The organism is Mesorhizobium sp. M0159 (assembly GCF_040322295.1).
GTDB lineage: Bacteria > Pseudomonadota > Alphaproteobacteria > Rhizobiales > Rhizobiaceae > Mesorhizobium.
In genome coordinates, this window is record NZ_JAMYTF010000007.1 from 109,113 (window position 1) to 126,056 (window position 16,944).

Sequence of the window (16,944 nt, forward strand, 5' to 3'; positions counted from 1 at the left end):
GCCACCATGCGATTGATGCCGCCCAGCCTGCCGATGCTGCGCCGCGCGCTCGGAAGAAAGCAGTTGCGCCTGCTTCCTGCCGTGGTGGTGCTCGGGCTGCTCAGCGCCGCGCTTGAAGGCTTCGGCATCGGCCTGATCATTCCGTTGCTGAAACTAATCATGGGGCAAGGGCAGACCGGCATGGCCGGCTTCTCCGCCGTCTTCCAGCATGTCGGATCGAGCCTGAGCGAGCGCGACCGGCTGATCGTCATATCGGTCGCCATCCTCGGCTCGATCGTGCTGAAGAACCTGTTCGCCTACGCCAATACGCTGCTGACCACCTTCATCTATGGCAAGGCCAGTCATTCGATCCGCAGCGCGCTGTCGGAGCAGCTGCTTAGGGTAGGCTATCCGTTCTTCCTGCAGCAAAGCCCGGGACGGCTGCTCAACATCATCTCCAACGAATCCTGGCGGGCCTCGGATGCCATCCAGATCACGCTGGGGGCAATCGTCAACGCATCGGCCGCAATCATCCTCCTGACCTTCCTGCTGCTCCTGTCGTGGCAGATGACGCTGCTGGTGACGCTGGGCCTGGCGCTGGTCCAGGTCGCGCACGCCGTGCTGTCGGCCAATCTGAAGGCGCCGAGCCGCAGCGTCGCCTCCCGCAACAGCCAGCTCGCATCGCAGATGCTGCATCTGGTGCATGCCGGGCGGCTGATCCGCATCTTCGGCCAGGAGCAACGCGAGAAGGCGGCATTCGACCAGGCATCGGATGCGGTGCGCCGGGCGGCGTTCGTGCTTTTGACGCGTCAGGGAGCTTTGCCGCCGCTGACCGAGGTTCTGCACGCCATGCTGTTCCTGGCGGTGGTGATCGGCGCCTGGTTCGCCAATGTTTCCTTCCCGCTGATCGTCGCCTTCGTCATCCTGCTCTACAGGCTGCAGCCCTATATGCGGTCGCTGCAAATGGCCTGGAGCCAGCTGCAGGGCCTGAGCGGATCGCTTGAAGAGGTGACGTGGATGCTGGACCCATCCGGCAAGCCCGCGCCGCCGCAAGGCAGCGCAGCGTTCCCTGGGCTCAGCCAAGGCATCAAATTCGAGGACGTCACCTTTACCTATTCTGGTTCGGAACAGCGCGCGGTGGTGCTGCATGCGGCGAGCTTCGACATCCGCAGCGGCCGCTCGACCGCGCTGATCGGCCGCTCGGGCGCCGGCAAGACTACGATCGTCAATCTTTTGTGCCGCTTCGTCGAACCGGATAGCGGCAGGATCCTCGTTGATGGATCGCCTCTGGACCGCATCGACCCCAGCCAATGGCGAAAGCACATCGCGCTCGCCAGCCAGGAGCTGGAGCTGGTCGACGGCACGATTTTCGACAACATCATCTACGGCCAGGACGCGGCCTCGGCCGACGACGCCGAGCGCGCCGCAAGGCTGGCCGAAGCCCATGACTTCATCGAGCAACTGCCGCAAGGCTACCGGACGGTCGTCGGCTACCGCGGCGTCAATCTTTCAGCGGGACAGCGACAGCGGATCGCGCTGGCCAGAGCGCTGGTGCGCGATCCCGATATCCTCATCCTGGACGAAGCCACCAATGCGGTGGACGGCCTGTCGGAGGCGGCAATCGTCGAGACGCTGAAGTCGCGCGCCGGCCGCCGCACCACCATCGTCATCAGCCATCATCGCAGCACCATTTCGTTCTGCGACGACGTCGTGATCCTGAGCCACGGCCGCGTGAAAAAGCAGGCGCCGTTCGCCGCGCTTGCGACGCTCAGCATGGACGAGCTTTACCAGCACGAGGCGCTGGAAGGCTGAGGGCGACCCCGCTGCGTGCGCGCGCTGGGAGGTCGTCTCGGATGTCAAGCCAGGTCAAGCATCTCAGGGGCAAGGAAGACCTCCGCCATACGTCTCTACGGGATTTCTGGGATGATGAGTGATCCCGAGCTTACCCGCTTTTCATCTGGAGCGTACAGAACCAAGGGTCCGCCTGCCAAATCCAGCAATGGCGGCGGACCCTAATCAGCGCATGAAGGGACTGATTCTGCGCCGATGTCTCCTCGAGGAGGTGACGCCATCAACTGAAGACGGGCGCAGTTGTTCCCGACGCCGGCCGTACACAAGACCATTGCGCAGGCAGGTCAGACTTAGGTCCCTGTAAACGCGCATCGCTGGCTGGAGTGAACATCGGATCGGCTCGGTGGTAGCGAAACTTCGGCCGGAGATAGATGCAGCCATTGGGTTCCGGGGCATGACCGGCTCGGCGCTGATGATGGGCGGCGATCGATCCCCGCACGACTGATGCCGAGGGGCGCTTGCATTCCTGCGGAATACGCATCCACCGGCGCCAGTGAAGTTGTCCAAGCGGTACGGGCTCAGCGGTCGTCAAGCTGTTGCTAATATGCAGCACACGCAGCGCTCTATGAACGGCGTCGCTTGGAACCGCTACCTCCGACCAACCGTTAGTGTCACAATGACAAACCAAAAAGTGAGGCTGATGATGGACCCGCTGCAAAACAACACGTTGGAGATCTGGTGTCTTGCGGCCGTTCCGCTGTCGCTGCTCCTTACGGTGTTATTAGCCGGATTTATCCTTTAGCCGGACCCAAAGAGGCCGGCTGCGGACCGGGGCCTGGAAGATGAAAATGCCGGCCATTTAGGCACGCTAGGCGTCGCGGACACCTCGTAGCACCAGGCCGTGGCAGCCTTTCCAACATTGCCATCATAATCGGCTCTTTCGACCGGTCCGGTCGGCGGCGATTGCTCGCAGGCCCGTTGCGAGGGCGAGCATGCGAGCTCGTACGTTTTTTACACAATCTCTGATTGGTGGACTCGCCCGCCGCCATCGACGTTAATTTTGCGTTAGCGACAGGAGGGGGGAGATCGCTAACGGGAGGAAGAAAATGAAAGAAAACTACGATCTGACGATCGACTACGACGAACCTTACGACAACAAGCCTTACGATCTAGCCACATTCGCAAGGAAGCACGGGCTCAACATTCGAGCCGCCGAGCTTCTTCTTTTCGCCAAAGGCCCGTCTCGAGCGGCCTGCGATGCCGCGGCGAGGGCTTTTCTCGCGGCGGTAGCCGCACAAGCTATGAGACAATCGGCGCGGTAGGTCTCACAAAGCCATTGCTGACACGGCCTGCCGTGTCAGCAACCCAACGGACAGCGCTGGAAATTCCAGGCCGTTTCCAACAAGATGCCTGAGCATCCGGGAACGGCCTGAAAATGTGCAATCTCTACAACATCACGACCAGCCAGGAGGCTATCCGCCAGTGGACCCGCGCCTTGCGCGACATCCTCGGCAATCTCGAACCCTCCATCGACATCTATCCCAACCAGCCCGGCCCGGTGGTGCGCAACGCGCCGGACGGCGAACGCGAATTGGCCAATCTGCTGTGGGGCATGCCGACGCCACTGGAGCGGGTCAAGGGCAAGGCCGACTACGGCACCACTAATATCCGCAATCCGCAATACGGCCACTGGCAGCAATATCTCGGCATCGAGAACCGCTGCGTGGTGCCCGTCACCAGCTTCGCCGAGCCCAGCCCGACGCCCGGCGACAAGGACCCCGAGACCGGCATTCAGCGCAACTACTGGTTTGCACTCGGCGAGGACCGCCCGCTATTCTTCTTTGCCGGCCTGTGGACGCGCTGGCATGGCCTTCGCAAGGTCAAGGACCGCCCTGCCGATCACCAGGTCTATGGCTTCATGACGACCCAGCCCAACGCGCTGGTCGCGCCGATCCACGAAAAGGCAATGCCGGTGATCCTGGCCACGCCGGAAGAAACCGAGACCTGGCTGACGGCGCCATGGTCCAAGGCAAGGCATCTGCAGCGCACGGCGCCCGATGATGCGCTGGTGATCGTCGACAAGCCGGCGACGCAGATCAAGTTTCCGCAACAGGCGCCGGTGCAAGGCTCATTATTTTAGCGCTTGAACTTCTGCAGCACCCAGATGTAGCCCTTTGGCGGATGATCCTGGTCGATGAACTGCGTCTTCACCGTCGTGTCCTTGCGGCTGCATCGCTTGCACCTGAACCTGATCGCTTCCAGCGGCTTGTTCCAGCCCACCACCTGGGCCACGTCATTCGCCCTGAACCGTCCGACATGGTAGCAATGGCCGCACTCCACGATGAGCAGCATGTTGGCCTTGGCGGCACGCCCAACGCTGTCCATCGGCCCGGCCATGGCTCATTTCCGGGTCGAGTAATCCTCGGGCAGCGGAAGCAGGCCAAGCTCCGCCATCCGGTAATCAGGCTCCTTCTCCGCGACGCTGGCCAGCACCCCGTGCAATTTCTCGAGAAGCCCGCAAAGCTGCCAGAACAGCTCGCCATGCGCCTTCAGATGCAGCTGCGACGACAGCACCGTCTTGCGCAGGCTCAAAGCGTCCCTGATGATCGCCTCCGCATCCCTCGCCGACAGCCTGTCAAACCGGCTTTTTCGTCTGCCCATTGCGGCTCTCCTCGATTTGTGAGCAACCGCCCCGCCTACTGACAAATAGGAAGGCATTCCTCGCAGAGTCAATTCGCTCTTGACATTTTTGTTCCCGTTTTGTTCAATTTCAACAGGAACGCTGGAGGCACCGCCAAGGACCACATCGTGACGCTGGACAGCCGCCAGGAGGCCGCCCTCCGGCGCGGCTGCCTGGGAAGCGACAGCACTCCCCTCAATGCCTCTTGAAATACTGCACCTCGCGTTCGTGCTTTTCGGCGGCCTCGCGGGTATCGAAGGTGCCGAGATTGCGGCGCTTGCCGGTCTTTTCGTCCTTCTTGCGCGAATAGAGGCGGTATTTTCCGTCTTTGAGTTTTCTGATCATCTGTCACTCCCCGAGCCGCTGCTTCCCCTTAAGGTTGCGCGCGGCTTGTTCGATAGCCGCCCTGTCGTTTCCCGGCCTGTCGATCAGCTCCTGCGCCTGTTCGCCCGATATGCCGGTGCGCACCGCCAGGGCCTCCACCGTCAAAACGTCGGAGCTCGCGACCTCGCGGGTTTCCGGCAGGGCATCGCCTGCCGTCAGTGGCAGGGCTGCCTCCCTGTCGATCTCGGCCTCGGCCTGGTGCCAGTGCCGCTCGGGATCGCCATGGATCCCGCCTTCGCGTTCCCAGATCTGGTATGCGCGCTCACGAATCTTGTCTTCCCGGTCGTCGCCCATGTTGATTTCTCCTTTGGGTATCGGATGAACGCCGCGCCAACCCGAACGATCCAAGAAATCTGCGTGATCGTTGGGTGGGGTCGCACAAGGCGCCATGCACTGCGGCCGCCAGCCACCCCCCGGCCTGCCTACTCGCACTGCCTGCGCGGCCCCCCGGAATATGGCTGATAGCTGTTGTCCTCCGGTCGATATGACCGGTAGCGGCTGAAGCAGTATTGGACGTGATCGGATGAGAGCTCGGCGGCGCCGGTTTCGTCCGATGGCGGGTAGCCCTCCACTGACGACCTATCGCTCGCCTCGAAATAGCTGCCGTCATCGGCGGCGCCGGTGTCGAGATAGGGCGAGATGCAGGGGCGCTGTTGTCCGCTGTAGGACGTGTAGCGGTTGTCGTCCGGCCGGTAGGAGCGGTAGCGGCTGGCGCACCATTCGACATGGGCGGCGGGTAGCGTCTGCTGCTCTTTCACCACCGGCTTGATGGAGCCGGTGGTGTCGGGTGTCGAAGCTGCTGCGGTGTCGGCGGGTTTCGCGGTGCGATCAACTTCCGAGGTGCGAACGGGGACCGGGCGGGCCGGGAGGCGCTCGAGGCGCTGCGCGGCCGGGTTCACCGGTCGCGGGTCCTTGGCCCACAGTTCGGCGACGCTGGAGACCGGGGCGGCCGGCCGTACCGGCTTGGCTATTAGAAGCCAGGTGGCGAAGGCGAGGCCGCTGGCGAATACGGCAAGCGTCAGCACGAAGCCGCCAAAGATTGCGAACAAAGCTTTCATGCCGCGCTCCTTCGCCTCCCGGTTAAGGAAATGCGGGGGCGGGGAATCCGGTTCCAGGAAAGCGCGGGGCAGGGGCACTCAAAGAGCCTCTCCGTCTCGGCTTCGCCGAGACACCTCTCCCCGCTTCGCGGAGCGAGGAACCAAGGCCTCTTAGGCGGCTTTCAGTGCAGGCCGAATTCGCGCAGCAGTTCCTCGCGGTAGCGTACGAAACGGCTTTCGCTGCGCTCGCGCGGGCGGGGCAGGTCGATGTCGATCAGCCGCGCCGCGCCGCCTTTCTCCTTGGGCAGGATCAGCACCCGGTCGGCAAGGTAGATCGCTTCCTCGAGGTCGTGTGTCACCATCACCATGGTGACGTTCTCCTCGCTCCAGATGCGCGCCAGTTCCTCCTGCATGCCGATCTTGGTCATGGCGTCGAGCGCGCCCAGCGGCTCGTCAAGCAGCAGGATTTCCGGCTGCACGGTCAGCGCGCGGGCAATGCCGACGCGCTGCGCCATGCCGCCCGACAGCTGCCTTGGAAACGCATCGCTGAATTCGGCGAGGCCGACGAGCGCGATATAGAAGCGCGCCCGTTCCTCGGCCTCGGCCTTGGGCACGCCGCGCACTTCGAGGCCGAAGGCGACATTGCCGAGCACCGTCAGCCAGGGCAGCAGGCGCGGTTCCTGGAAAATCACCGCACGCTCGGCACCGACGCCGTGCACTGGCTTGCCGTCGATGGCGACGCCGCCGCTGTCGGCAGCCTCCAGCCCCGCAAGTATGCGCAGCAGCGTGGTCTTGCCCGATCCGCTGGCGCCGACGATGACAAGGCATTCGCCCGAGCGGATGTCGAGGTTGAGGGTCCTCAGCACGGCAAGCGAGCGCCCGCCGATGCTGAAGGATTTGGACAGGCCGCGTATGCTGACCTCACCGCCGCTTGTGCCGCTCATCGCGCTAGCCTCCCACCTGATTGTCTTGCCGGTTGGCTTTGTCAGTTGGTCTTGGTTTCGCCGGGCCGGTAGAGGATGTCCGCTGCCTTCAGCTTACCCTTTGGCAGGCGGCCGTCGCGCTCGAGCACGCTGACCCAGAAGTCGATGTCGCGATCCGTCGCCTTGGCCCCTTGGCGCAGCCCGAAGCCGGTCCAGTAGCGCGCCAGCTCGCCGTTTTCGCCGCGCTTGTCGAGGATGTTTGCCAGCACCTTGCGCGCTTCGTCGGGGTTCTGCAGCGACCAGTCAGAGGCGCGCGCCGATTGCTCGACGAAATTGCGGGCGGCATCGGGATGCGCGGCGATGAAGTCGCGCCTGAGCACGACGAAGCCGCCGGCCAGCTCGCCCAGCACGTCGGTGTCGTTGAACACGCCACGCACACCGCCATTGTCGACGAGGGCGCCGGCAAACGTCGCCTGCCAGTAGCCCAGCGCCGCGATGTCGACCTGGCGGGAGCGCAAGGTCTGCTCGAGCTGCGGTCCGGGCACGACGACGAGATTGGCGGCGTCCGGCGACAGGCCGACGCTGTGCAGCGCCTCGCGCACGGTGTAGTCGAGATGGGCGCCGAGCGTGTTGACGGCGATGGTCTTGCCGGCAATGTCGGCGATCGATTTGATCGGGCTGTCGTCGAGCACGTAGAAGACGCTGCGCACCTTGCTGTTGATGCCGTTGCTCGGATAGACGGCGACGAAGTCGTTGCCGCCGGAGATCGAATTGATCACGGCTGCGGTTGCAGCCGAGCCGATATCGACGCTGCCGGAGGCCAGCGCAAACAATGATTCCGGGCCGCCGCCGGAATAGCCGACATTCTCGACCTCGATACCGAGGCCTTTGAAATAGCCGAGCTCGCCGGCCAACTCATGCGGAGAGATGCTGCCACGGCTGGCGAGGGAGCGGAACTTCACTGGTGCCGCTTCGGCAAAGGCGAAGCGCGGCAGGCCGGCGGTGAGAAGGCCGGCGGCGAAGGGCGCGCCGGCAAGCAGGGAACGGCGGGTGATTTTCATGGTCCGGGTCTTTCCTGATTTGAGTTCTGGCCTGGTTGAGATTGGTAAGGGCGGGTGGTCAGTCGACGGCATTGCTCCAGCGGCAGAGCCGGCGCTGCAGGCTGACCAGCGCCTGGTTGGCGATCAGGCCGAGACCGGCGAGGATGACGATTGCCGCAAACATCAGCGGGATCTGGAAGTTGTACTGCGCGTTCATCACCTGAAAGCCGATGCCCTTGTTGGCGCCGATCATTTCGGAGGCGATCAACAGCAGTAGCGCCGTGGTGGCGCTGAGCCTCAGTCCGACGAAGATCGAGGGCACAGCGCCGGGCAGCACGACGCGGCGGAAGACGGTGAGCTGCCTGGCGCCATAGACGCGGGCCATCTCCAGCAGTTTCGGATCGACCTGCTTGACGCCGCCGATGGTGTTGAGCAGCAGCGGGAACAGCGTCGCCCAGAAGATGACGAACACCTTGGAGGCTTCGCCGAGCCCAAGCAGCAGGATGAACACCGGATAGAGCGCCAGCGCCGAGGTCTGGCGGAAGACCTGCAGGATGGGATCGAGAGCGGTCTCGACGGCGCGCACCTGGCCCATGAACAGGCCAAGCGGGATGGCGACCAGCACGGCGGCCGCGAAAGCGAGACCGGCGCGCTGCAGGCTGATGGCGATGTCGCCGAGCAGAGTGCCGCCGGCCAGCCCCTTCCAAAGTGCTGCGACAATCATGTCGATCGGCGGCAGCACGGCCGCGTTGACCCAGCCGGCGCTGCTCGACACTTGCCAGATTGCGAGGAAAGCGATGAGGACGCCGTAGCGTGACAGGAAGCGGATGCCCGCCCGGCCACCGAGGCGCAGGAAGTCGGTGCCGAGGCTCGTCGTGCTGTCACGCGTGCCGAGGCTGGCGGCCTGTTCGATGTGCTGCAAGGTCATCGTCTTGCCTCTCGCTTCGAGGGTAGTGGGCTTCTCGGGATTATTCGGCGGCCAGCACCGCCGAGCGGGCGGCGGTCCAGGGGTTTTCCGGCCGCCTGAGGCCGAGGTTCTCGCGCAGGGTCCTGCCTTCATAGGCGGTGCGGAACAGGCCTCGGCGCTGCAGTTCGGGGATCACCAGCTCGACGAAGTCGTCGAGCCCGCCGGGCAGCCAGGGCGGCAGGATGTTGAAGCCGTCGGCGGCTTCGTCGCCGAACCATTCCTCCAGCCGATCGGCGACCTGCGTGGCGCTGCCGATGACGGTATAATGGCCGCGGGCCGTTGCCACCCATTGGTAGAGCTGTCGGATGGTGAAGTTGTGCTCGTCGGCAATCTGGCGGATCAGCGCTTGGCGGCTCTTCATGCCTTCGGTCTCCTTGCTCGGCGGCAGCGGTCCATCGAGCGGATAGCCGGTGATGTCGAGCGTCTGGCCGGCCAGCCCGTTGAGCAGGGCGACGCCGTCTTCGGGCAGGATGAGATCGTTCAGCTGCTGGTACTTGGCGCGCGCTTCTTCTTCGGTGCGGCCGACGAAGGGTGCCACGCCCGGCATGATCAGCACCTGCTCGCGATCGCGGCCGACGGCCGTCACGCGCGCCTTGATATCGCGATAGAATTCCTGCGCCGACGCCAGGTTCTGATGGGCGGTGAAGATGACTTCCGCCGAGTGGGCGGCGAGCTTGCGACCGTCTTCCGATTGCCCCGCCTGCACCACGACCGGATGCCCCTGCACCGGGCGCGGCACGTTGAGCGGCCCTTTCACGCTGAAATGCGCGCCCTTGTGGTCGATGTCGTGGAGCTTGTCCTTGTCGTAGAAGCGCCCCGATTTCTTGTCGCGGATGAAGGCATCGTCCTCCCAGCTGTCCCACAGCGCCTTGACCGTCTCGACGTGCTCATGCGCGCGGGCATAGCGCTCGGCGTGGGCAGGCTGCGTCTCGCGATTGAAGTTGCGCGCGGTTTCGTCGCCGGCCGAGGTGACGACGTTCCAGCCGGCGCGGCCATTCGACAGATGATCGAGCGAGGCGAATTTGCGGGCGAGCGTGTAGGGCTCCTCGTAGGTGGTCGAGGCGGTAGCGATGAAGCCGAGATGCGTGGTGAGCGGCGCCAGCGCTGCAAACAGCGTCACTGGCTCGAAGCCGGCGATCTTGGCATTGCCGCCTTCGCGGGCGCCGAGCCCGACCGTCAGATTGTCGGCGAGGAAATAGGCATCGAACAGGCCGCGCTCGGCGGTCAGGGCGAGCTGCTTGTGGAACTCGAAATTGGTGGCGCCGTCGGCCGGCGCCTCGGGGTGGCGCCAGGCGGCGATATGTTGTCCGCCGCCGGGCAGGAAAGCGCCCAGTTTGATTTGCCTGGATTTGGTGGATCTGGTCATCGCGGCGTGCTCCTGGACGGATCGGAAAGGGGATCTCGGGTCAGTGGTGCGTTCAGGCGGCAAGGCCGACGCCGTAGGGCACTCCGGTTACACGGCATGCCTCGGCGACCGCCTGCCGGGCGCGGGCGTGGATCGGTTCCGACACCAGAACACCATTGGCAAAGTCCTTGTCGGAGGCGTAGATCGCGGTCGGTACGGTCAGCGCCTCGAAGAAGCCGAACAGCGGCCGCAACTGGTGCTCGACGATCAGCGAATGGCGCTCGCCGCCGCCGGTCGCGGCGAGAATGACGGGCTTGCCCCTCAGCGATGACGGATCGAGCAGGTCGAAGAAGTGCTTGAAAAGCCCGGTATAGCTGCCTTTGAAAGTCGGCGAGCCGGCCACCAGGATGTCGGCGCCCAGCAGCCGTTCGACGATGTTGCGCGCCGCCGGGTCGAGGTCGCCGAGGCGCCTTGCCTGCGGCAGAGACGCGCCGAGATCCTCGATGTCGAAGACGGCCGAGGCCGCGCCGATGCTTTCGGCGGCCTGCCCGACAATGTGGCTGACGAACGCCTTGGTCTTCGATGGCCGGGTCAAATTGCCCGACAGCCCCACTACGAGCTTTTTCGACATTCCTGGCTCCCTCTCAAGCGCTCTATTTTAAGATCTTGGTTCTAGCGATCTATTTTAAGTCTAGAGAGTTTGTAGAATTAAAAGAGCGAGAAAATTTCAAAAGCAGCGCGGTGAGCGAACTGAGTTTGCGGAACACCGCCCGTTATTGGTTCATTCAACGCGGCGTACCGCGCCGGCGCAGTGCATCGACCAGCGATGCAAAGGCCTGCCAGCACCTTGTCCCTCGGGCTACGGTGAGTCAGGCCAATTTGATTCAAATCCGGCTGTGGATATTTGCTTTTAGCTAAATCGAGGCGGTCATCTTGCCGGCGGGCGGGCAACAGGGAGATGCCTATGACAAGCGACTTTGCCGCCGCACACCTGCACCTTGAACGAGCCTGCCACTATTTGAGCGGCGAGGACGAGACGAGCCGCACGGCTCGTGCGGCTCTGGATCTCCTGATCGATGCAATTGTCGCAGCGCAATACAAGCGGCCGGTGGGAGATGTTGTGGAGTTTCCAAGGCCGGCAAAGCTGGGGCAATCCGCAAGCGGGAACGGGTAGTCCAACTGGCGGCGTCCCTTGTCCTGCCGGATTTACATGAACCAGGTGGCCACCAGGCCGATCGTCGCCGAGAAGATAGCGGCGGTCGTTGCCCAACCGAGTATGTTGGTGCTGCGGCTGTTCACCTGCTCCCCCATGATCCTGCGGCTGTTCGTCATCAGCATGATGAGCAGCAGCAAGGGCGGCGTCGAGAAGCCCTGAACGATGCCGGACCAGACCAGCGCCTTCATCGGATTGAAGCCGAGGAAGTTGAGGCCGGCGGCGATCGCCGTAAAAAATCCGATGGCGAGATAAAATTTGGGCGCCTCTCGAGCCCGGGCGTGCAGGCTGTTTTTCCAGCCGATGGCTTGTGCCACATCATAGGCAGCGCCGGTGGTCATGATAGGAACCGCTAGGAAACCGACGCCGATCACGCCTGCGGCGAACAGGACGCTTGCGGCCTGGCCGGCGAGCGGCCGCAGCGCCTCCGCGGCTTGCGCGGCCGTGTCGATATCGTGGTGGCCCGCCTTGTAGAGCGTAGCACCCGTCGACAGGATGATGAAATACATGATGAGATTTGAAAACATCATGCCGATGAGGATGTCCCGGCGAGAGCGACGGAGTTCGCCGGCGGTGGCGCCCTTCCTTTGCCTGAGCGTTGTGCGCCCCTGGGCAATCTCCTCCTCGACCTCCTCATTGGACTGCCACGTGTAGAGATAGGCGGACAGCGTCGTGCCGATGATAGCGACCAGGATCGACAGGAACTCGCGATTGAATTCGATCCTGGGAAGCAGCGTCCCGCGCAGCACCGCCGCGGCGTCCGGCTTGGCCAGAATGGCGGCACCGACATAGGCGAGCAGCGCCAGCGCCAGCCAGCGAAAGATGTTGCGGATCAAAGTATAGGAGCCGAAGACCTGGAGGGCGAAGATGAGGACGGCGACGAACAGCACGATCAGCGGAATGGGAAGCGGCACGAACATATTGATCGCCGCGGCCATTCCGCCGAGATCGGCCGCTGCCTCGATGGTGTTGCCGACGAGCACACCCAACAGCACCGACCAGAGCAGCCACCGCGGGTAGAAGTCCTTGATGACGTGGAACAATCCGCGCCCCGACACCTGGCCGAGCTTCGACGACAGGTAGACGACCGCGTACATCATCGGCAACGTTACCGGAGCCGTCCAGAGCAGGTCGGGTCCGAAACGGGCGCCGGCACTGGCATAGGTGCCTATCGCGGAACAATCGTCGTCGGCCGCCCCTGTTATCAGGCCGAGGCCGAGCGCTCGTCCTATGCCGCCTTTGCCCTCCTTCGGTGGGATGGAATGATCGGAACCGGCCTGCCTCATTGCGACCGGACCGGGTTGCGAACGAAAGACGCGGCCTGCCATGCAATAATGGTAAGGATCGGTCGCGGCGCTGGTCTCATTTTGCTTCCTTCCACAACTTGCCCAAACCCGGCGTGCCATGACTTGTTCCGCGACGACCGGACAGGGGTTTTGGCTCAGGCAAAAAAGTTCGGGTTGACCGCTTCCGAACGCGAAGCGACTATCCGTTCGAGGCGAAGATCGCAGGAGGAAATGCAATGGACGAGCCCGGTCAGTGGCGCCACATGTCGAGCGCGCCGAGGGACGGCAGCAGAATCCTTGTCACGGTTCGGCCGTCCGAACAGGGTCCGGCCGAGGTCGACATGGCTTACTGGGCCCGCGCCGATCAGTTCGGCAGCGAAGGCTGGCGCGCCTCCGACTCGTCTCCAGGACGCATCGTCGAATATGCCGAACCCGAGCTGAAGTGCTGGATGCCGCTGCCGTCGGCCAATCTCAGCAAGGGATCGATGCCGAGCCCCTGGGAGGGCGAAGATGTGCCGCTGGTGGATGGCTCCGGGATATGAGCTAGCGGGAAGGGTAGTTTTGATCGCTGGCGGGACAGCGCCCCGGACAGCGCCCCCGTCTGTCCTGCCGGACATCTCCCCCACAAGGGGGGGATTGGCCCTCATCTCGGCTTTCGCTAGTCTCCAACGTTGCAAGAATGGCGCTGCCGTTGAAGCTGCCAATCTCCCCCTTGAGGAGATGTCCGGCAGGGCAGAGGGGGGTGTGAAGGAATGCCAACGTCCCGGTTGGCCCGCCTCGTTAGAACAGGAATGCGGCCGTGGCGGGGTTCGGGCCGGTGCGGCCGTCGGACGAATCCATGCCCCGGATAAGCTCGAGGTCCTTCGCTTCCAACTCGAAATCGAAGACATCGAAATTGGCGGCGATGCGGTCCTGGTGGATCGACTTTGGAATGACGATCAGCCCTTCCTGAAGGTGCCACCTGACGATCGTCTGCGCCACCGACTTGCCGTGTTTCCTGGCGATGCTTTCAAGCGTCGGATCGCTCAACAGCCGGCCGCTGCCCAGCGGGCTCCAGCTCTCAATGCGGATGTTGTGCCTGTCGTGGAATTCACGTTTGTCACGCTGCTGGAAGCGGGGGTGGAGCTCGATCTGGTTGACGGTCGGCGTGACGCCGGTCTCGCCGATGATCCGTTCGAGGTGGTCCTGGTTGAAGTTCGAAACGCCGATCGACTTGATCCGGCCTGATTGCCTGAGTTCGATCAGCGTCTTCCAGGCCTCGACATATCTGTCCTGGCTGGGCACCGGCCAGTGGATCAGGAACAGGTCGATCTGTTCGATGCCGAGCTTGCTCATCGTCTCGTCGAAGGCGCGCAAGGCGGCGTCGCGCTGATGTGCGCCGTTGCGCAGTTTCGAGGTGATGAACAACTCGCTTCTCGGCACGCCGGCCGAGCGGATCGCCTGCCCGACACCTTCCTCGTTCTGATAGCCTTCGGCGGTGTCGATCAGCCTGTAGCCGGCCTCGATCCCCCAGCGCACCACCTTGGCGGTGATGGCTGGATCGACCTGCCACACGCCGAGGCCGATTTGCGGAATGGCGGAGGCGTCGTTCAATCTGATTTGTTCAGGTCTATTCAGGGTAATCTGTTCAGGCATGTTCAGGTCCTTCTGCATCGCTCCGCCCGGCGCAGGCTCTATCTAGTCTGAATGGCCGCCAAAGCCAGTCGATATCAGGAGAATGTGAGGAGACGGACGTGAAGCGCTGATCCTCCGCTTCGGGCCGACAGCTCTCTGTGACCCACGGGCTCCAGGGAACTCTATACAGGACGACCCCACTATCGCGGATTCTGTGGTATTCTGTGGACTATCCGAGGAGGCGACTGCGTTGACCAACAGCTTGGAAGCCGAAGGGGCAAGAGACTGGTCGCCCCTGCTGGTCGCGGCAGAACAAGGCGATGCGGAGGCGGTTCGATCGGAATTGGCGGCTGGCGCCGACATCAATCAGTCGGACGACGGCGGCTGGTCTGCACTTCACCTTTCAGCCCTCAATGACCGCACAGCTGTGGTGGAGGCCCTGATCGAAGACCCGGAAATCGACGTGAATTCCAGAAACAAGTGGAAGAGCACGCCCTTGAGCCTTGCGTCGGCCAAGGGACATTACGCGTGTATCTCAGTCCTCGTGAGACACCCCCAAATAGAGATCAACGCGCGAGCTGACTACTACGGCCGAACGGCTCTTATCGAGGCGGCGAAGAACGGGCATCTCGAAGTCGTCAAGTTGCTCGTGGAGAATGGCGCGGAAGTAAATCTGACCGACAAGACGGGGAGAAACAACGCGCTCATCGAGGCTATCAAGGGGCGGCACTACGAGATCGCGGAATACCTGCTGGATTCTGGGAAAGTGAGCTTTATCAACAAAGAGATGAGGCTAAACGCCCTGATCTGGGCTGGCAGCTGCCACAACCCTCAGCTTATCGAAAAGCTGGAAGCCGCGATCCACAGTTTCTTCAACGGCAAATAAGGGCCTCGCCCTTACTGTCGCGGGGCGCGTCCGTATCTCCCGTCACGTCGACACGCTTGATGGCGCAAACGGCCCCGCGGCGCTTCACAAAAATTATTCAACCAAACGGTTGACTATCTCAAAGCGTGCGTCTATATTCAACTACATGGTTGAATTAGAGACACCCCAGATGGACGCGGTTTTTCACGCCCTTGGCGACGCCACCCGGCGGCACATGCTTCGCGATCTCGCCGATGGCGAGAAAACGGTAAGCCAGCTGGCGGAACCCTTCGCGATGTCGCTCGCGGCGGCCTCCAAGCACATCAAGGCGCTGGAGAACGCAGGGCTTATTCGTCGAGAGGTGAGGGGTCGCACGCATCTGTGCCGACTAGCCCCTGGACCGCTGGCCAGCGCCCATCAGTGGCTCAGCTTCTACGAGCGCTTCTGGACCGGTCGTCTCGATGTTCTCGAACGCCTTCTTCGCGAAGAGGACGCACGCAAAGCCCAGGATGAGTCCAGGAAATCGCCCAACCCGAAAGAAGGAGACGAGCAATGAACCAGATGAGAACCATCGACGCCTATGGCGAGCTGAGCGAGCCCGCCACGTTCACCATCCAGCGCCTCTTGCCCGGCCCCATCGAGCGCGTCTGGGCCTATCTCACCGAGAGTGACTTGCGCCGGCAATGGATGGCCGCGGGCCAGATGGAAATGAAGGCCGGCAACTCGTTCGAATTGGTCTGGCGTAACGACGAGCTGACGGACCCGCCTGGCCAGCGCCCCGCGGGCTTTCCCGAAGAGCATCGGATGGAGGGCCGGATCACCGAACTCGATCCGCCGCGCAAGCTTTCCATCACCTGGGGAAACACCGGCGGCGTCTCCTTCTTGCTGGAGGCGAAGGGTAGCGATGTGCTGCTCACCGTCGTTCATCGCCGCCTGCCGGAACGTGCAATCCAGCTCAACATCACCGCCGGCTGGCACATACACCTCGACCTGCTGGCCGCCCGCCTGGCGGGCAAGACACCGACCTCGTTCTGGGACGGCTGGAACCGCCTGCGGGAAGAATACGACAGCCGCCTGCCGGCCTGATGTAACTCGCGGCGGCCATCCCTGAGGTCGCCGCCAGCAACACGAAGCAACGATGAACCGATGAAACGTGCTTGCATCCCGCAAGCCTGATGGAGGAAGTCATGCGCAAATTGATCGCTGGAATGAAGATTTCCGTCGACGGCAAGATGGAGGGACCCGAGGGTTACGCCGATTGGGTCGACGCGTGGTCGGACGAATACGGCCTGACGCCGCAAATCGACGCTTGCCTGCTTGGCAGCGTCATGTATGCCGGCTACGAGCGCTACTGGAGCGCCATCCAGAACGAGCCCGACAAGCCGCTGCCGATGACCGGCAAATTGCCGAAGCCGGCCGAGCTCGAATGGGCCCGCTTCGCCGCGCAGACCCCGCATTATGTGCTGTCGAACACAATGACTTCGGCGGCCTGGCCAAAGACGCGCTTCGTGCGGAATTTCGAGGATATCGCTGCACTGAAACAGCAGCCCGGCAAGGACATCTACCTTATGGGCGGCGCCCGAATTACCGCGAGCCTTATCGATGCCGGGCTGGTCGATGAGCTCAGGCTCATCGTCTATCCGCTGCTCGCCGGTGAAGGAAAGCCGCTGTTTGCGACGGCGAGAAATCGTCGTGGGCTCGAACTGCGCAAGGTCGAACAGCTTTCGGACGGCCGCGTCGGGCTGGTCTATGGGATCGGCTAAAGCGCTTCGCGTTCGATCGGCCTCATGCGACGCGCTTTTTGCGCGGCATGCATTAGC

At 63.0% G+C, this 16,944-nt stretch carries 20 protein-coding genes; 8 read left to right on the forward strand and 12 right to left on the reverse strand.

Annotation, left to right across the window (positions count from 1 at the left end; all coding sequences use genetic code 11):
- Window positions 1–6: 6 nt before the first annotated feature.
- From NKJ32_RS09885 to NKJ32_RS09895, 3 genes are all read left to right on the forward strand, one after another.
- Window positions 7–1,791: an ABC transporter ATP-binding protein gene (locus NKJ32_RS09885; RefSeq protein ID WP_352569129.1), complete on the forward strand. Its 1,785-nt coding sequence runs from the start codon at window positions 7–9 to the stop codon at window positions 1,789–1,791.
- 1,085 nt (window positions 1,792–2,876) lie between these two features.
- The gene (locus NKJ32_RS09890) at window positions 2,877–3,092 is read left to right on the forward strand and encodes a hypothetical protein (RefSeq protein WP_023677289.1); all 216 of its coding nucleotides are present in this window, start codon (window positions 2,877–2,879) and stop codon (window positions 3,090–3,092) included.
- Window positions 3,093–3,205: 113 nt separating this feature from the next.
- Complete coding sequence (locus NKJ32_RS09895) at window positions 3,206–3,910, forward strand: SOS response-associated peptidase (protein ID WP_352569130.1); 705 nt, start codon at window positions 3,206–3,208, stop codon at window positions 3,908–3,910.
- Here NKJ32_RS09895 and NKJ32_RS09900 read toward each other — a convergent pair.
- The 11 genes from NKJ32_RS09900 to NKJ32_RS09950 form a co-directional block, all read right to left on the reverse strand.
- Entirely contained in the window at window positions 3,907–4,167 is a 261-nt protein-coding gene (locus NKJ32_RS09900; RefSeq protein WP_023677293.1) for a hypothetical protein, read from the reverse strand. The genes NKJ32_RS09895 and NKJ32_RS09900 overlap by 4 nt on opposite strands.
- 3 nt (window positions 4,168–4,170) lie before the next feature.
- Complete coding sequence (locus tag NKJ32_RS09905) at window positions 4,171–4,431, reverse strand: hypothetical protein (RefSeq protein ID WP_352569131.1); 261 nt, start codon at window positions 4,429–4,431, stop codon at window positions 4,171–4,173.
- 214 nt (window positions 4,432–4,645) lie between these two features.
- Window positions 4,646–4,795, reverse strand: coding sequence for a hypothetical protein (locus tag NKJ32_RS09910; RefSeq protein ID WP_023677295.1), 150 nt, complete (start codon window positions 4,793–4,795; stop codon window positions 4,646–4,648).
- A 3-nt stretch (window positions 4,796–4,798) separates the two neighbouring features.
- Window positions 4,799–5,128, reverse strand: a complete 330-nt coding sequence (locus tag NKJ32_RS09915; RefSeq protein ID WP_352569133.1) for a DUF2934 domain-containing protein — start codon at window positions 5,126–5,128, stop codon at window positions 4,799–4,801.
- Between the two features lie 128 nt (window positions 5,129–5,256).
- Window positions 5,257–5,892 (reverse strand): BA14K family protein, encoded by a 636-nt coding sequence (locus tag NKJ32_RS09920; protein ID WP_352569134.1) that lies wholly within the window; start codon window positions 5,890–5,892, stop codon window positions 5,257–5,259.
- Between the two features lie 161 nt (window positions 5,893–6,053).
- On the reverse strand, window positions 6,054–6,815 hold the full coding sequence (locus tag NKJ32_RS09925) for an ABC transporter ATP-binding protein (protein WP_352458208.1): 762 nt from the start codon (window positions 6,813–6,815) through the stop codon (window positions 6,054–6,056).
- 41 nt (window positions 6,816–6,856) lie between these two features.
- Window positions 6,857–7,855, reverse strand: coding sequence for an ABC transporter substrate-binding protein (locus NKJ32_RS09930; RefSeq protein ID WP_352569135.1), 999 nt, complete (start codon window positions 7,853–7,855; stop codon window positions 6,857–6,859).
- Between the two features lie 58 nt (window positions 7,856–7,913).
- Entirely contained in the window at window positions 7,914–8,762 is an 849-nt protein-coding gene (locus tag NKJ32_RS09935) for an ABC transporter permease (protein WP_352569136.1), read from the reverse strand.
- A gap of 40 nt (window positions 8,763–8,802) precedes the next feature.
- Complete coding sequence (locus NKJ32_RS09940) at window positions 8,803–10,167, reverse strand: LLM class flavin-dependent oxidoreductase (protein ID WP_352569137.1); 1,365 nt, start codon at window positions 10,165–10,167, stop codon at window positions 8,803–8,805.
- 52 nt (window positions 10,168–10,219) lie between these two features.
- Complete coding sequence (msuE, locus tag NKJ32_RS09945; RefSeq protein WP_352569138.1) at window positions 10,220–10,777, reverse strand: FMN reductase; 558 nt, start codon at window positions 10,775–10,777, stop codon at window positions 10,220–10,222.
- Window positions 10,778–11,352: 575 nt separating this feature from the next.
- The gene (locus tag NKJ32_RS09950) at window positions 11,353–12,645 is read right to left on the reverse strand and encodes an Nramp family divalent metal transporter (protein ID WP_352569139.1); all 1,293 of its coding nucleotides are present in this window, start codon (window positions 12,643–12,645) and stop codon (window positions 11,353–11,355) included.
- Window positions 12,646–12,881: 236 nt separating this feature from the next.
- On the opposite strand from NKJ32_RS09950, the gene NKJ32_RS09955 reads away from it, so the two are divergent.
- Window positions 12,882–13,187, forward strand: coding sequence for a hypothetical protein (locus NKJ32_RS09955; protein ID WP_023677305.1), 306 nt, complete (start codon window positions 12,882–12,884; stop codon window positions 13,185–13,187).
- A gap of 238 nt (window positions 13,188–13,425) precedes the next feature.
- On the opposite strand, the gene NKJ32_RS09960 is transcribed toward NKJ32_RS09955, so the two are convergent.
- A complete protein-coding gene (locus NKJ32_RS09960; protein ID WP_352569140.1) occupies window positions 13,426–14,280 on the reverse strand; it encodes an aldo/keto reductase in 855 nt (284 codons plus the stop codon).
- Between the two features lie 229 nt (window positions 14,281–14,509).
- Here NKJ32_RS09960 and NKJ32_RS09965 point away from each other — a divergent pair, with 229 nt between their 5' ends.
- From NKJ32_RS09965 to NKJ32_RS09980, 4 genes are all read left to right on the forward strand, one after another.
- Window positions 14,510–15,145 carry an ankyrin repeat domain-containing protein gene (locus NKJ32_RS09965; protein ID WP_352569141.1) on the forward strand — a complete coding sequence of 212 codons (636 nt, stop codon included), beginning with the start codon at window positions 14,510–14,512 and terminating at the stop codon, window positions 15,143–15,145.
- Window positions 15,146–15,290: 145 nt separating this feature from the next.
- On the forward strand, window positions 15,291–15,680 hold the full coding sequence (locus NKJ32_RS09970) for an ArsR/SmtB family transcription factor (protein ID WP_352569142.1): 390 nt from the start codon (window positions 15,291–15,293) through the stop codon (window positions 15,678–15,680).
- Window positions 15,677–16,210, forward strand: coding sequence for an SRPBCC family protein (locus tag NKJ32_RS09975; RefSeq protein WP_352569144.1), 534 nt, complete (start codon window positions 15,677–15,679; stop codon window positions 16,208–16,210). The genes NKJ32_RS09970 and NKJ32_RS09975 overlap by 4 nt, the downstream gene beginning before the upstream one ends.
- Before the next feature lie 101 nt (window positions 16,211–16,311).
- Window positions 16,312–16,887 carry a dihydrofolate reductase family protein gene (locus NKJ32_RS09980; protein ID WP_352569145.1) on the forward strand — a complete coding sequence of 192 codons (576 nt, stop codon included), beginning with the start codon at window positions 16,312–16,314 and terminating at the stop codon, window positions 16,885–16,887.
- The last annotated feature ends 57 nt before the right edge of the window (window positions 16,888–16,944 follow it).

Coding starts and splice junctions, on each gene's coding strand:
- NKJ32_RS09885 (WP_352569129.1), top strand. CDS start 7: ATGCGATTGATGCCGCCCAGCCTGCCGATGCTGCGCCGCGCGCTCGGA.
- NKJ32_RS09890 (WP_023677289.1), top strand. CDS start 2,877: ATGAAAGAAAACTACGATCTGACGATCGACTACGACGAACCTTACGAC.
- NKJ32_RS09895 (WP_352569130.1), top strand. CDS start 3,206: ATGTGCAATCTCTACAACATCACGACCAGCCAGGAGGCTATCCGCCAG.
- NKJ32_RS09900 (WP_023677293.1), bottom strand. CDS start 4,167: ATGGCCGGGCCGATGGACAGCGTTGGGCGTGCCGCCAAGGCCAACATG.
- NKJ32_RS09905 (WP_352569131.1), bottom strand. CDS start 4,431: ATGGGCAGACGAAAAAGCCGGTTTGACAGGCTGTCGGCGAGGGATGCG.
- NKJ32_RS09910 (WP_023677295.1), bottom strand. CDS start 4,795: ATGATCAGAAAACTCAAAGACGGAAAATACCGCCTCTATTCGCGCAAG.
- NKJ32_RS09915 (WP_352569133.1), bottom strand. CDS start 5,128: ATGGGCGACGACCGGGAAGACAAGATTCGTGAGCGCGCATACCAGATC.
- NKJ32_RS09920 (WP_352569134.1), bottom strand. CDS start 5,892: ATGAAAGCTTTGTTCGCAATCTTTGGCGGCTTCGTGCTGACGCTTGCC.
- NKJ32_RS09925 (WP_352458208.1), bottom strand. CDS start 6,815: ATGAGCGGCACAAGCGGCGGTGAGGTCAGCATACGCGGCCTGTCCAAA.
- NKJ32_RS09930 (WP_352569135.1), bottom strand. CDS start 7,855: ATGAAAATCACCCGCCGTTCCCTGCTTGCCGGCGCGCCCTTCGCCGCC.
- NKJ32_RS09935 (WP_352569136.1), bottom strand. CDS start 8,762: ATGACCTTGCAGCACATCGAACAGGCCGCCAGCCTCGGCACGCGTGAC.
- NKJ32_RS09940 (WP_352569137.1), bottom strand. CDS start 10,167: ATGACCAGATCCACCAAATCCAGGCAAATCAAACTGGGCGCTTTCCTG.
- msuE (WP_352569138.1), bottom strand. CDS start 10,777: ATGTCGAAAAAGCTCGTAGTGGGGCTGTCGGGCAATTTGACCCGGCCA.
- NKJ32_RS09950 (WP_352569139.1), bottom strand. CDS start 12,645: ATGAGGCAGGCCGGTTCCGATCATTCCATCCCACCGAAGGAGGGCAAA.
- NKJ32_RS09955 (WP_023677305.1), top strand. CDS start 12,882: ATGGACGAGCCCGGTCAGTGGCGCCACATGTCGAGCGCGCCGAGGGAC.
- NKJ32_RS09960 (WP_352569140.1), bottom strand. CDS start 14,280: ATGCCTGAACAGATTACCCTGAATAGACCTGAACAAATCAGATTGAAC.
- NKJ32_RS09970 (WP_352569142.1), top strand. CDS start 15,291: ATGGTTGAATTAGAGACACCCCAGATGGACGCGGTTTTTCACGCCCTT.
- NKJ32_RS09975 (WP_352569144.1), top strand. CDS start 15,677: ATGAACCAGATGAGAACCATCGACGCCTATGGCGAGCTGAGCGAGCCC.
- NKJ32_RS09980 (WP_352569145.1), top strand. CDS start 16,312: ATGCGCAAATTGATCGCTGGAATGAAGATTTCCGTCGACGGCAAGATG.